Genomic DNA, 14,151 nt, shown 5'->3' on the forward strand with positions numbered 1-14,151 from the left:
AATTATCTTGGGTTTTGAACGATGTTCGGGTTTAAGCTAATGACCTTAGAAGGAATAGGTAAAACAAACCTTGGATCATTTGCTGGAAGGGTGTTTTTGCCATGAACTATGCTGATGTTTCTTCCTTCCAGATTTCCACGTTTGATGTCGATCAGGCGAGCAGAACTAAAGGCCAGCTCTAATCTACGTTCTTTAAGTACCAAATCAATAACCTCTTCAGGACTGGCAGCACTTAGTTTGCTATAATTTACTGTTTTAATTCGTTTTTCGCGTAAAATTTCCAAATCTGCAAGTGCAGAAGCAGTGTTACCTAATCGCGCATTGGCTTCCGCACGAATCAAGAGCATTTCTTGTGTGGTAATTCCGCTATTGTTATAGTCGTAAGGCCCCTTTAAATCCATGATACCCAATGATCCATCCGGATATTTTGTTCCTGAGTAATTCCTTGGTGTCGAAGCCAGCTCTAATCTTAGGTCCTCAGGGCCATATAATGCCTTTTGTTCGTTGGAAAAAGTGAAAAAGTAATTGAAACCCCCAGCCTTATTACTGAATTTCATCAATACAATGTGTTTTTTATCCAGATTGACATTCGGATAGCCTAATAACTGACCCGTGGTTTTATTGTCAGGAACACTATAAGCGAAGGTATTGTAATCGTATATAAAACTATTTATTTTAAAAGCTTTATCGGCATATTCATATGCCCTATTCCAATTGCCCATATACAAATACATTCTGGCCAATGTTCCATAAGCAGCCGCTTTGTTTGGATGATAGTTATAGTTCGATTTTTCTGGTAATATGGAGGCAGCTTGTAGTAGATCTTTTTCTATTTGCTGATATACTGTCTTTACGGTAACACGAGGTAATAGCGCGTTAATATCTACTTTTAAGGGCATTGGAATACCTGGATCGGTATCGGCAGTAGCACTGTAGTGTTTCGCATACTCATTGACCAAAGTGAGGTTGGTAAAAGCACGGTGTACCAAAGCTTCGCCTTTTACCTGATCTCTTAGTGCGGGATTATTTTCTGTATTGTTTTCCAGACCTGATAAAATGGTATTACAGATGTAAAGGGTACGGTAAGCAATTCTCCAATCTTCATCACTTTCGCTGGCATCGTACAATTCATCCTGAAAATCATATGCTTTAATGGCTGAATTTCCTGCATAACCGATGGCCCCTGCTCTGTAGGAATCTAAAAGCGCCAGTTCATCGCTCATGTAAATACTGTTGTTAGAGGTCCTGCTGACTTCTTGTGTATTACTCAATAAGGCCTGGTAGTCCTCTAAAGTACCTGGAATAACAATGCCCTTAGGTTTTACATCCAGGTGTTTGTCGCAGGAACTGAACAAAACCACAAGAAGGACCAATGAAGATTTATATAGTGTTGAAATTTTCATGAATGTTAGGATTAAAAATTAAGGTTTAATGAGATCACATAGCTTTTTACCGCCGGGAAGCCAATGCTGCCTGTGCTAAGATTCATGTAATCAGGATCCAGATTTTGCTTGTTTGCTGTCCATAGCCATAGGTTGTTGGCCTGGCCAGTGATGCTTGCTGCGGTAAATACCTTTCCAAGGTATTGTTTTGGCAGCTGGTAAGACAAACTTAGTGACCTTAGACGGATCAAAGAGGCATCATCATCCCAAACATCTGCTTTTCTATAATAATCGTTCCATCTGGCATCCGTAGATGAAGTGTTGTAAATACGAGGAATGTTGGTATGCAATTCATCACCAGGCTTCTGCCATCTTCCGGAAATGTCGTTGGTTAATCCTGCATTAAGATCAGTACGGGTGGTATTGATGCGCATTACATGACCAAATTTATAAGTAAATTGTGGGGTCAGTGTAAAGTTCTTGTAAGCAAGATTGATCATCATTCCGCCATATACAGGTGGATCCATCGTACCTACATATTTCAAGGCATTTACATCTGTTAAGCGTGAAGCCGACCAGCTTTGAATGTTTCCTTTGGCGTCATAGATTTGTGGCTCTCCTTTATCAGAAAGACCTGCCCATTTATAGCTGTATAAATAACTTAATGGCAATCCATTGATTGGACTAGTTCCCGCGGTATAAACCACAGCAGTAGTGTTTGGAGCCAATACATCTGTTACTTTATTCTTGTTGTAGCCAAAAGTGAAGTCTGCACTCAGTTGGATATCACCCTGTAAAATTCTTGCGTTCAGGTTTAATTCAATTCCACGATTGGTCATGGTTGCAGTATTTTTTTCTGCTTTCTCAAATCCGGTTGTGGGGTCCAGTATGCTGTTGCCCAATAGGTCAAAGCTTTTCTTTCTGTAAAGATCTAAAGTTCCGGTAATTCTATTATTGAACAAGCCGAAATCAATACCAATATTGGTGGTAGCCGTTTTCTCCGGGCGCAAGGCCTGGTTTTCAGGATTGCTGAAAATGAGTTGGTTTTCCTGAGAACTCGAGTTTTTTCCTGCCAGGGCAATTGGATATGGACTGGAATTTCCAATGTTTCCATTGATTCCGTAAGTTGTTCTTAAGATCAATTTGCTTAAAAAGCTGACCGGAGCGAAGAATGCTTCATTTGTAGCATTCCAACTTGCCCCAACGCTCCATAATGGACGGTAGCGGTATTTTGGATCTGTTCCAAAAAGGTTGCTTTGGTCGGTACGGATGCTTCCTGAAAGGGTGTATTTGTTTTTATAGGTATAAGCAGCATTTGCAAATAAAGAAAAGAATCGATTGTCGTTTACCGCAAATGCCGGGTTCCATACATAAGTATCATAGCCACCCAATGAGGTTAATGTATAATTACCAAGTGCTGCAGCATCGAAATTATCAACGGTTAATGACTGAGAATTGTAGTTGTAATACCTCTCTGTATTGCTTTTGTTTTCAATTTTTCTCAACTCCATCCCTGCAATTCCGGTAATGGAATGGTCTGTTCCGATCTGCTGATTAACATTAACCATATTTCGGAATGTCCAACTGTTCTGACGGTCTTTGTATTTGTCGTATACCGGGCCAATAGGGAATCTGTTTACATAAGCTTTCTTTACATCATCATAAACTCTCCAGGTATTGGCCAGATTTCTTACATAATAAGTATTTAAATTCTGAAGATTGTCGGTATTGATAAACCTTAAGTCTGTTTGGAATTGAGAGCTGATATTTACACCTTTTACCACCTTATAATCCGCACCAACATTGATTCTGGAAGCAAATGTGTTTTTATTGGTTTTGGTGTTTTGAATATTTTGTAATGGATTAGTATCCCAATTCAGGTATCCTTTATCGTAATATCCTTGTTTCAAATGATCCGAAACTCTGGAACCATGAGAAATATAAGCGCCGTTCTCATCCAAAAGTGGTAGGTAAGGGCGACCTGTAGCGAAATCGTAACCTGCAGTGCTGCCGCTGTTATCTGCATAGGTGGCGTTAACACCCAGGGAAAGCGTAAGTTTTGGCAGGACCTGTAAGCTATTTTTAAAGTTTAAAATGAACTGGTCATTTTTGTTGCCCACATAGGAGCTCAGCTGTTTGGTGTAAAAAGAAGAAATCGCAAATTTGTGTTTTTCGGTACCTCCACGAACAGAAAGATTGATCTGACGTTGTACTGCTTTACGATAAATGAGGTCCTGCTGATCCAGGGCATTTAATTTTTTCAGATTGTTGAGGCCATCTTCTACTTGTGCATCATTGAATAGCCCTTTGTATTTTTTGTAGAACAATTCGCCGACTTTAGAATAGGGGGTATTATCGGCCGTCGCAAAATTAACCCATCCTTTTTTGATGGTTTCCACTTCAAAATCAATATAATCTGAGGTACTTGCGATTTTTTGGCTACCAAAATCCGGAGCCTGGTCTATACTTAGACTGGTGGTCAGGTCAAAGATGGCCTTACCGTCAGTTGCCATTCCGCTTTTTGTAGTGATGACAATTACCCCATTTGATGCCCTTACACCCCAGATAGAGGCTGCTGCTGCATCTTTTAATACCGTTATATTCTCAATATCATTCGGGTTAATGGTAAAGTTTCCGCTCTCTACAGGGAAACCATCCACTACAATCAGGACATCTCTGGTGCTTGATTTTAAGGAAGAAGCTCCCCGTAATTGCATTTCTCCTTTCGGTCCGATCAATAGTCCCGGAACAATGCCCTCAAGTCCTTTTGCAAAATTTGTTGAGGCCAGGTTGGTGATCGCTAATTTCTTCTTATCCACGAAGCTGAATGAACCTGTAGCTCTTTCCTTAGGCAAGTTCTGATAACCTGTAGAAACGGTAATCGCTACTTCCTGAAGTTTGGTATTGCTGGGTTTCAATTGAATGGTTAAGGCTTTAGTGATGCCTTTTGTGGATACTTCTTCCGTCTCATAACCAATGTATGAAGCGGTTAATACCGCATCATCAGCTACATTTTTAAGTTCAAATTCACCTTCTGAATTGGTCGCCGTTTTGTTGTTACCACCTTTTTCGGCAATAATTACTCCTGGCAATGGCTGTTGATCTTCCGCTATGACGCGTCCCCTCACTACTTTCAGCACCCTGACCACTGGATTGATGTTTTTTGAAGCTGGAGTTAATGGCTTGATTAAAATGGTTTTCTCAATAATTTCATAGCCAAAATTTTGCCCTTTTAAGCTTTGATTTAAGGCATCTTCCAGTTTTAAATTGCGGATATGCAGGTCTACTGGCGCTGCTTTTTGTAATAAATCGGAGCTGTATAAAAGTTCATACCCACTCTGTTTTCTAATTTCCTGAAGGACACTTTTTAAGGAAGCATTACTTCTGTTAATGGTAATCCTTTGGGAAAAACCTTCCGCACTCACCTGTAAACACAGTACAGTGAGCAGGACTGCAACTAATTTCATAATTAAAATTGGTTTGGATTTTAAAAAGCCGGATAAATTTAAGCCCGCAATTCGGTGATAAATCCCCTTGCTTTGAAGGTTGAAATTCATAAATTTGTTAGGTTAAGGTTGTTGGTTTTGTTAACTGATACTAAAATTGATGAAGAAACTTCCTTATAATGCCGGTAGTGTTGCTGCACTACCGGCTTCTTTTTTGTGTTGCTGCACAAAAAATTGTTTCAACATCCTGTTGATTTTGATAAGCCCCCCCCGAGGTTTATATCCTGGTACTTAATGTACTTATAATGTTTTTTAAGATTTGTGATGTAGTTTGTTCAATGGCTGTTATAGTTTGTTGGTGGTGGATTATTTAGATATTTTGATGCTGGAACCCTCCAGACTAAGTTGAATATTTCCAGTTAATGACAACATTTTTAATACTTTGGAAAGGTATACATCTTTTGAGATGACGCCGCTGAAGTTTCGGTCTGGCACCTGACTGTAGTCGACTTTTACTCCATACCAGCGTTCTAATTCCCTAAGAATGCTACTCAGACTTTGTTCGTTGAATACGAAATTGCCCTTTTGCCAGGCAATTACTTCTTCCGCATTTACGGCCTTAATGTCCCATTTACCTTGATTAAAGGTGCCCTGCTGACCAGGTTTCAATTTTGCCGCTGGCCCCTTACCATAACGCATCAATACTGAACCTTCCAGTAAAGTGGTTTTTATGATCTGTTCATTTGGATAGGCATTGATATTGAAATGTGTACCCAGTACTTCTATTTCCTGCTGTTGACCAGCTACCCTGAATGGTTTGTCTTTATTTTTTGCGACTTCAAAATAAGCCTCCCCGTTTAAATCTACTTTTCGTTCTTTCAGACCTTCAAAAGATGCCGGAAAACGAATCGAGCTGGCTGCATTTAACCAGACTTTAGTTCCGTCCGGGAGTTCAATCTGATAAGTTCCGCCAATAGGGGTAGATACGGTATGGAATCCGGATGGATGAACTGTACTTTGCTTTCTATCCTGTACCTGATATACAAGAACACCTTCCTTTGATTTTTTGATGCTAATGCCCGATTGTTCAGGTAATGTGCCCGCTTTTATTTCGTCCAGTGATACTGTACGACCATCCGCCAGGGTCAATGTCGCTTTTAAGCCACCTGGTTTAAGGTCCTTACCGATATTTTTCGTAAATGTAGCGTTGGATTTATTTTTTAAAGGTGGTGCAAAAATTAAGGCAGTACCTATTGCCACAAAAATTGCGGCAGCAGCTGCCACACTGATCCAAAATGAAACAGGTTTGGCTGAAGGTTTCAACGGGATGGTCTGATGCTCTTGTGCTAAGGAAGTGTCTTGAGGATCAATGTTTTCTGTTTCCAGAATACGGGTGTAGATCCGCTCTTTTAATGCAGTAACACTTTCCCTGGCCCCGGTGTCTTCCAGCATGGAATCGTCAAATGAATCATACCATTGGTTGAATTCAATTTGTTCCTCAGGACTGATGGTCCCTTGCTTCCATTTTTCTGCTAGTTGCTGTAGGTATTCTTTATTTTCCATCCAATATGAACCGCTGCTTTTATAGATAGCCAAGGCTAAAGCAGTAATCCCTTAGTCAAAAAGAAAATATTTTATAAATTGATGAGAAATAGCAGGATACCGAAATCGCCTAACTTGTCTTTTATCGTTTTTCTTGCTTTTGAAAGGTGAGCCTCTACCGTTTTTTCAGAAATTTCCAAATGCTCTGAAATTTGTTTTTGGCTGTAACCATCATCATGTTTTAAACGAAAAACCAATTGGCATTTCTCTGGTAAACTTTTAATGGTAAGTTCCAGTAATTGTTTGAGTTCATTAAAACTCAATTGATCCTGGGTACTGAGGTCTATTTCTGTAAGCTCCTGGCTCCAGTTTTTTTCAAAGGATTGGGTTCGCGTTCGTTTTTGTAAGCGGTTGATGACTTCAAACTTTACGGCAACAGAGAAATAGTTGTTAAAACCTTTACGAAGTTCAAAATTTGCTCTTTTACGCCATAAATTGCAAAAAACATCCTGTACGATTTCTTCAGCTTCTGTGGCATCGTCCAGACGTTTTCTGGATACTACGTAAAGTTTATCCCAATAGCGACGGTAGATCTCGCTAAACGCAGCTTCACTATTTTTTTTTAATAAACCAGCAAGTTCCTCCTCAGAATGTTCAGTTAAAGAAATCATCATATTACCCCGCCCTAAAATTACGATTAAATATGGGCTGCTCAAAAAGGTAGCTTGTTTTTTTTAAACGCTTGAAGAAGAATCTGCTTTTGGCGGGAATAGCCCCAGGATTTGTCGCAGTTGCAGTGCTTCAGAAAAAGAGCTTAACCTTATCTTTACATAAAAGAAAATATCTGATCCGCTAATATTAAGTGGTAAATTAGCTTTAGAACTTAAATATCAAACTTATGAAAACAATGGAATTTAAAACGATGATCAATGCTTCCCCTGAAAAAGTCTGGGAGGTATTGCTTGGTGTGGATACTTATCCGATATGGACAGCTGGATTTGCTGAAGGTTCCAACGTAACCACAGATTGGAAAAAAGGGAGCAAAGCCATCTTTGGGGATGGTAAAGGGAACGGAATGGTTTCAGAAATTGCAGAAAATATTCCTTATAAATTTCTATCTATAAGACATCTTGGTTATTTGATCGATGGCAAAGAAGATCTGGAAAGTGAGGAAATAAAAGCCTGGGCTGGTGCATTGGAAAATTATACATTGACCGAGGTTGATGGGCAAACAGAATGGAGCATAAGCGCTGATATTACGGAGGACTTTGAAGATTATATGCTGAAAACCTGGCCCCTGGCTTTAAAGAAAGTAAAAGAGCTGGCAGAAAGTAAAAGTTAATTATCTTTTTAAGGCATAGAAGAAACCGTTGGAGTCGCCAAAATAAACAAGATCTTTCTCTACGACAGGAGTAGAGAGGATCGCTCCTAAAGCAAGAATTCTTTTTTCCACTTCCAGATATTTACTTCCATCCGGATCAATGTCTTTTCTGATTTTGTCATTTTCATCGAAAAGTTGGGCGTAGTTTTTCTTACTTTCTTCTGTCTGGAAGCTTGCGTTTACTTTTCCGCTTGCCGGATCTACAAAATACATACGACCATTAAAACATCCAAAAACCAATTCTTTGTCCAGCATTACCGCCGCCCCATAAACCCTCATATTGAGTGGTAAGGTCCATTTGACATCTCCATAAGTCTTACCTAAACTGTGAAACTGATGAGTGTCGGAAGTGCCTACAAAAACTTGGTCCTGGTAGAGGAGCGGGCTGGCAACAATCCAGCTTCCAGCTTCTTTCCTATTCCAATTTCCAGTGCCAGTCTTAAAGTTGAGTGCGTAAAGGTTATAATCCCGACTTCCGAAAAAAACACTGTTCTCGTTTGTAGTTGCCGCTTTCTGAATTTCTCCTTTTGGGAAATGTAGGTCACCAACAGTTTTGAATTTCCAGACGAGCTTGCCAGTCTTACTGTCCAGGGCATAGAAGTAGCCATCATAACTCCCTATCAGGACTTTTTTATCTTTAATCACCGGACTGGCGTGTACAATTCCTCCGGTCTTATAGGACCATAGTTTTTTTCCAGTATTAAAATCGATCGCATATACACTACTGTCTCCACTACCTATGTAAACGATGTTATCCTCTATCACAGGGGAGGATAGGTAGTAATCCCATGCATCATATTGCTGTTCACCATTGGTACTGAAGGTCCATTTCAATTTGCCATTCTGATGGTCCAAAGCATATACTTTTCCATCTGTACTGGAAAAGATCACCTGATCCTGATGAACCAAAGGGTCTGATGCTATAGCTCCACTGGTTTTATATTGCCACTGAATCTTTCCTGAAATTTTGTTTAACGCATAGAAATTATGATTGCTACTTCCGAAATAAATCAGGTTGTTATGGATGGCTGCTGTTCCATAAACTGAAGCTCCTGTATTTATTTTCCATAATACTCTGGGTTGCGACTTGCTTTTAAGGCTAAAAAGAAAAAAAGGTAGAAATAGTAGTAAGTAAACTGATATTCTGAGTGTTGATTGCGTTGTTTTCATAGAGAAATTTGTTTTTTATGGAAATACTCCTATTTAGAGTGCGAAATGACCATGAAATTGAACCTAGTTATAAATATATAAAAATATCTTAGCTGTAAAATTATTGCTTAATTTTAATCAAATTAATATGGTGATGACAAGTGACTACAGAGAAGCTTAGGATGTTTGGTGATTTTGTATTCATTAGACGAAAAGGATTGATGCTTTTTGTGGTATTGCTGGGACTGCTGTTCAGTACTAAAGATGGCTTTGCTCAAATTGCTGAAGTCAAAAAATTGGAATCAAGTCTTCCACATATTAAAGATAGTCTGGCCTATGTGGATGTGCTGAATAGGATTGGTATGCTTTCCCACCTTCAGTACCGGGATTCCTGTCTCTATTATGCTCAAAAAGCAGAAGGAATTGCCCTTAGGCATCAGTATGACAAAGGAGTTGCAGACGCATTCAATTGTCAGGGGATTTATTATGTGGCCATTAACAATTATTTATCTGCAAAGTATTTTAATAATGCGCTGCAGATTTATAAGAAAATAGAAGATCAACAAGGGATTTGCCAGGTTCAGATGAACGTAGCGAGCTTGATTTCAGTAAATAAATCAGGCGGGAATGCGCAACAATATATTGAGGAAGCTTATGAAAATAGTAAGTCTTTGAATAAGGATTCCATCCGCTCTATCCTCATCAGTAAATATTTGAATATTGATACAACCTTAAGTAAGGAACGATTTAAAGACTTGTTCGGGGAGGGCTATGCGATTGCAAAAAAATATAAAGACCATCGCATGAGGATCTTTTATGCTGCAACTGCCGGTGTCAGTCTTTATGAGGAAGGACAAAAAAAGGCTGGCTTAGATACCTTGTTGAATGCCTTAAAGCAGGCGGATTTAATGGGTTATGAGAGTGTGAAAGTCTGGACTTATGTCGCGCTGAGTGATATGATGTTGGATCAGGGAAAGGATCAGTTGGGAATTAATTACCTGACCAATGGATTGGAGGCCTCAGAGGAATTCGGTTACGCAGAATATTACAGGACTTTCGCAGAAAAGTTATACCGGTATTATAAACTCCATAAGCAGCCTGAAAAGGCTTATTACTATGTCTCACTTTTGCTGGCAAAAAGAGACATGATTGCCAAGGCTGCTGATCAATCTGGTTTCAACTATTTGAATTTTGCGCTTCGTGAAAATGAGAACCTGGAGTTAAAAAGTAAAGCAGATTCCAGATTTCGAATGATTACATTATTGGGTTGCTTATGCGCACTTAGTGTAGCATTGCTGTTTTTTGTGTACCGATCATTAAGAGAAAAAAGAGCACATGCTGAAGCTGAAAGAAAATTACACGAATTGACATTGCTTCAGAATGCTGAGTTGCAAAAAACCAATCATTTTAATACCATGCTAATTTCTGTGATTGCACATGATGTACGACAGCCTTTTAGTACGGTAGTTATGCTGTCCAGTATTTTCAATGAAGAGGTCGACTTGTTAGGGGAGCAGGAGAAACTGGAAATTATGAAAGAACTCAATGGAACGGCGCAGAAAAGTTTGTCCTTTATGGATGGACTGTTGGAATGGATAAAATCCAAGAAAAATGGTTTTGAATATCATCCGGAGAAATTAATGCTTAAAACTGTCATTGAGGAGGCCAATACTTTCTTCCAAATGGGACAGGAGAAAAAACTCATCCGACTGGAAATGAACGTTCCACAGCACATTAGTGTTTATGCACACAAGCAGATGTTACTCTTTATTCTGAGGAATATGTTGAACAATGCCACGAAGTTTTCACCAGTAGGTGGGCTGATTACTATTGCTCTGGACTCGAATGATGGGGAAATTGTAGTAAGTATAACCGATCAGGGGGTAGGAATGAGCCAGGAAAAAATAGACCATCTTTTTACTTTAGCTACTACTGATGGAGAAGAGAACCAGATCCAGGGTGCCGGTCTTGCTTTGAGTATTTCTTATGAGATGGCCACCATTATGAAGGCGAGAATCGAAGCAAGAAGTACTTTAGGGAAAGGAACTTCATTTTACCTTAGTCTGAAAAAGCAGGAAGTTTAATCTTAATACTTCCTTTGTTTGAATTGTGTAATTTTTGTTTTAGTCCGATCTTTGTATTTTGTTGGTTTACTGGGTTTGTTTGACTTTTAAGCTGGTTTTTGAATTTGATTAATTGATTTGTGTAATAGCATATTTGATTCTCATAATTCTGCCTGCCGGTAAAATGTTAATTTTGCCGAATCTATGATTACAAGTCTATCTAAAACAAAAACGATCAAAGAAAACCATCAGCAAATTGCGACATGGCTTGCCTTTGCCCTATTGCCTTTATCGGGTTTTGCAACCGATATTTATATTCCTTCATTGCCAACTATGGCTGGAGAAATGAATGTTTCCAGCATTCAGGTACAACTTACCTTAAGTATTTTCCTGATCAGCTACGGTGTTTCTCAACTATTTATTGGCAGTGTGCTGGACAGTTTTGGCAGGTACAAAGTTTGTCTGGTTTCACTTTTAATTTTCGCTGCTGCAAGTCTGGTGATCGCACTTACGCACAATATTTATCTCATTTATGTGATGCGTGTCATTCACGGACTAACCGTAGGTGCAATTGTAGTCGCTAAAAGAGCCTATTTTGTAGATGTTTTTAAAGGTGATCAACTTAAACATTACCTCAGTCTATTTTCCATCATCTGGTCTACAGGACCTATTGTTGCTCCTTTTGTGGGTGGTTACCTACAGGCCGTTTGTGGCTGGGAATCCAACTTTTATTTCCTTGCAGGTTTTGCGCTGATTTTTGCGGTACTTGAACTCCTCTATAGTGGTGAAACCCTGGTACATGCTACCGAGTTTAATTTCAGGAAAATTGTGAATATCTATTTGCAAATGATCCAAACGGCTAGCTTTACACTGGGGATTGTCATGCTTGGCCTGGCTTATTGTATGGTCATGGTTTACAATATGACTGGCCCTTTTATCATTGAACATCACCTTCATTTTTCTCCTGTTATTGCGGGATATAGCTCATTGGTTTTGGGTTTTGCCTGGATGGTAGGTGGTTTTATTGGTAAAGCCACAATTAATAAACCCTTCTTTAGCCGATTGGTATGGAATGTCGCTTTGCAGCTCGCATTTGTGGCAGTCATGATTTTTAGCCTTAATTACATCGCAAATCTATATTCACTGATTTTCTTTGCATTTATAATTCATGTAGGCGCTGGTTACACTTTTAATAATTATTTCACTTTCTGTTTGAGTAAATTTCCTAAAAATGCGGGTATTGCAGGTGGACTCACCGGAGGGATCACTTATGTAATTGTTTCTTTTTTAAGTTATGGTATTGTGAATGTTGTACCTGCTCAGGATGAAAAGAATCTGAGTTACAGCTATTTGATCTTAATACTGTTGTCTATTTTGATTATGTTTTTTATATTTAAAATGAATAAGAAGCAAGCTGAAAGCGTAGCCTCATAGCGTGTTTTTAATTTTGTTTTTGCTAAACTTTGGTTAATTTAGATGTAATCATGTCCGAATCTAGCTCTCGGGTGATCATAGATCACCAATCCCAAAGCATAAAGCGTCTTTACGACAGGTATGCGGGAATGTTATTAGGTTATATTTTTGAAGTGGTAAAAGACCGAAAATTAGCCGAAGACTATTTAGTGAAAATATTTTCTGCCCTCTCTTTGCAATATGAGAATTCAGGAGAAGAAGGCTTCAATAACTGGTGTCAGTTGTTGAAATTTGCAAAAACAAAATTGCAACAGTTTTATGCGGTTAATGGCGACGAGCAGATTTATCATCGAAAGGGGCTTGATTTGGTAGCCGCTGTAAATCCCAGACTTGATCGTTTAAATGAAAGTCAAAGGAGGGTTTTTTGTGAGATTTATCACCATGGGAAAACCATTTCTGCACTTTCTATTGCACTTAACACAACAGAAGATTTAACCAGAAAGACTTTAAAAGAGGCTTTCCTAATTATGAAAAGCAATGGTTAAAATAAACGAATACCTGGAAAGTGGAATATTAGAAGCTTATGTATTGGGCTCGGCCTCAAAAGCTGAAACAGAGGAATTAATGGAGCTTAAATCCAAGCATCCTCAGGTAGAAGAAGCCTTGGCTGTACTGGAAGCGGACTTAGAGCGTATTGCAGAACATATGGCGATGACACCGCCTCCAAATACCTGGAACAAGATAGAAGCGAGCTTGAATGAGCTGGTGAAAAGTCCAAAAATGGAGTACCTTATTGGTGATGAACCTATCGAAAGGGCTCGTCCTAATTCAAGATCAGGTAGGTCTGAGCAATTTATTGAGGTAGAAGGAGAATCCGGTCATATACGCATTCACAAAATATGGAGATGGGTATTTGCTGCAGTTTTTGTTTTGGGGAAGATATTTTTAGCCTTTGCCATTTATTATTACCTGGAAAACAAACATACACAAGAAGAAATTCAACAGTTGAGAATGGAGCTGCGTAGCATGCGACAATAAGATTGATCGGGATTTTGCTGTTCTTACAATAAAATCCCGATACCATTCCTAAAAACGTAGTTCAATTTTATTGGAATAAGCGGAGTACCTTTTCATAAGATAGTTCCTGATAGTCATTGATATACAAATCACATTTCGGTAGTTCTTCAATAGTGTGAGAAGTCAGCACTCCAACCACACGCATTCCTGCATTTAAAGCTGCAGAAATTCCTGAATGAGAATCCTCAAATACCAGACATTGCTCTGGAGATACCCCTAAATTCTTCGCCGATCTCAGGTAAACTTCAGGATCTGGTTTGTGTTTTTTTACATCTTCACTCGCCATAATAGAGCCGAGTTTATTCCGGATATCTACCTGACTTAATATCAGATCAAGGTTGGCATAAGGTGCAGAGGTGGCTACACCGAGCTTTACGCCATGATGTGCTAAATCACTGATGAATTCAACGATACCTGCGATTGGTTCAATATGGTCCTTGTAAATTTTGCGGAACAATCCTTCTTTTTCTTCTTCAAGCTCGAGCAATTCAGCACCACTCACCGGTCTTTTGAAAAAATGGCTGAATATATAGCTATTGCTTTTTCCAAACATGTGCTGGGCAAATTCAGCTTCGCTGGGCGCCATGTTTCTAAGGGCAAAGAAATCTCGAAAGGCAAGCGAATGGTAGGGGTTGGTATGGCAGATGACGCCATCCATGTCAAAGATGACTGCAATTTCTTTATTCATCCGGTAAAGT

The 14,151-nt window shown here is 39.2% G+C and carries 11 protein-coding genes; 5 read left to right on the forward strand and 6 right to left on the reverse strand.

The window, feature by feature from the left end:
* Window positions 1–2 precede the first annotated feature (2 nt).
* The 4 genes from R2Q94_RS08755 to R2Q94_RS08770 form a co-directional block, all read right to left on the reverse strand.
* Complete coding sequence (locus tag R2Q94_RS08755) at window positions 3–1,403, reverse strand: RagB/SusD family nutrient uptake outer membrane protein (protein WP_316821082.1); 1,401 nt, start codon at window positions 1,401–1,403, stop codon at window positions 3–5.
* 11 nt (window positions 1,404–1,414) lie between these two features.
* Window positions 1,415–4,849, reverse strand: coding sequence for a SusC/RagA family TonB-linked outer membrane protein (locus tag R2Q94_RS08760; protein ID WP_316821083.1), 3,435 nt, complete (start codon window positions 4,847–4,849; stop codon window positions 1,415–1,417).
* A 345-nt stretch (window positions 4,850–5,194) separates the two neighbouring features.
* Window positions 5,195–6,391 (reverse strand): FecR family protein, encoded by a 1,197-nt coding sequence (locus tag R2Q94_RS08765; RefSeq protein ID WP_316821084.1) that lies wholly within the window; start codon window positions 6,389–6,391, stop codon window positions 5,195–5,197.
* A gap of 71 nt (window positions 6,392–6,462) precedes the next feature.
* Window positions 6,463–7,044, reverse strand: coding sequence for an RNA polymerase sigma-70 factor (locus R2Q94_RS08770; protein WP_316821085.1), 582 nt, complete (start codon window positions 7,042–7,044; stop codon window positions 6,463–6,465).
* Between the two features lie 224 nt (window positions 7,045–7,268).
* Here R2Q94_RS08770 and R2Q94_RS08775 point away from each other — a divergent pair, with 224 nt between their 5' ends.
* Window positions 7,269–7,712 (forward strand): SRPBCC domain-containing protein, encoded by a 444-nt coding sequence (locus tag R2Q94_RS08775; RefSeq protein ID WP_316821086.1) that lies wholly within the window; start codon window positions 7,269–7,271, stop codon window positions 7,710–7,712.
* Here the strand turns inward: R2Q94_RS08775 and R2Q94_RS08780 are convergent, their stop codons facing one another.
* Window positions 7,713–8,921 carry a PQQ-binding-like beta-propeller repeat protein gene (locus tag R2Q94_RS08780; RefSeq protein ID WP_316821087.1) on the reverse strand — a complete coding sequence of 403 codons (1,209 nt, stop codon included), beginning with the start codon at window positions 8,919–8,921 and terminating at the stop codon, window positions 7,713–7,715.
* Window positions 8,922–9,061: 140 nt separating this feature from the next.
* Here R2Q94_RS08780 and R2Q94_RS08785 point away from each other — a divergent pair, with 140 nt between their 5' ends.
* From R2Q94_RS08785 to R2Q94_RS08800, 4 genes are all read left to right on the forward strand, one after another.
* Window positions 9,062–10,984 carry a HAMP domain-containing sensor histidine kinase gene (locus R2Q94_RS08785; RefSeq protein WP_316821088.1) on the forward strand — a complete coding sequence of 641 codons (1,923 nt, stop codon included), beginning with the start codon at window positions 9,062–9,064 and terminating at the stop codon, window positions 10,982–10,984.
* A gap of 183 nt (window positions 10,985–11,167) precedes the next feature.
* Complete coding sequence (locus R2Q94_RS08790) at window positions 11,168–12,397, forward strand: MFS transporter (RefSeq protein ID WP_316821089.1); 1,230 nt, start codon at window positions 11,168–11,170, stop codon at window positions 12,395–12,397.
* Between the two features lie 50 nt (window positions 12,398–12,447).
* Window positions 12,448–12,921 (forward strand): hypothetical protein, encoded by a 474-nt coding sequence (locus R2Q94_RS08795; RefSeq protein ID WP_316821090.1) that lies wholly within the window; start codon window positions 12,448–12,450, stop codon window positions 12,919–12,921.
* Entirely contained in the window at window positions 12,914–13,414 is a 501-nt protein-coding gene (locus R2Q94_RS08800; protein WP_316821091.1) for a hypothetical protein, read from the forward strand. The genes R2Q94_RS08795 and R2Q94_RS08800 overlap by 8 nt, the downstream gene beginning before the upstream one ends.
* A gap of 67 nt (window positions 13,415–13,481) precedes the next feature.
* Here the strand turns inward: R2Q94_RS08800 and R2Q94_RS08805 are convergent, their stop codons facing one another.
* On the reverse strand, window positions 13,482–14,141 hold the full coding sequence (locus R2Q94_RS08805) for an HAD family phosphatase (RefSeq protein ID WP_316821092.1): 660 nt from the start codon (window positions 14,139–14,141) through the stop codon (window positions 13,482–13,484).
* Window positions 14,142–14,151: the final 10 nt, after the last annotated feature.

It is taken from the genome of Pedobacter gandavensis, assembly GCF_032678465.1.
Lineage (GTDB): Bacteria > Bacteroidota > Bacteroidia > Sphingobacteriales > Sphingobacteriaceae > Pedobacter > Pedobacter gandavensis_B.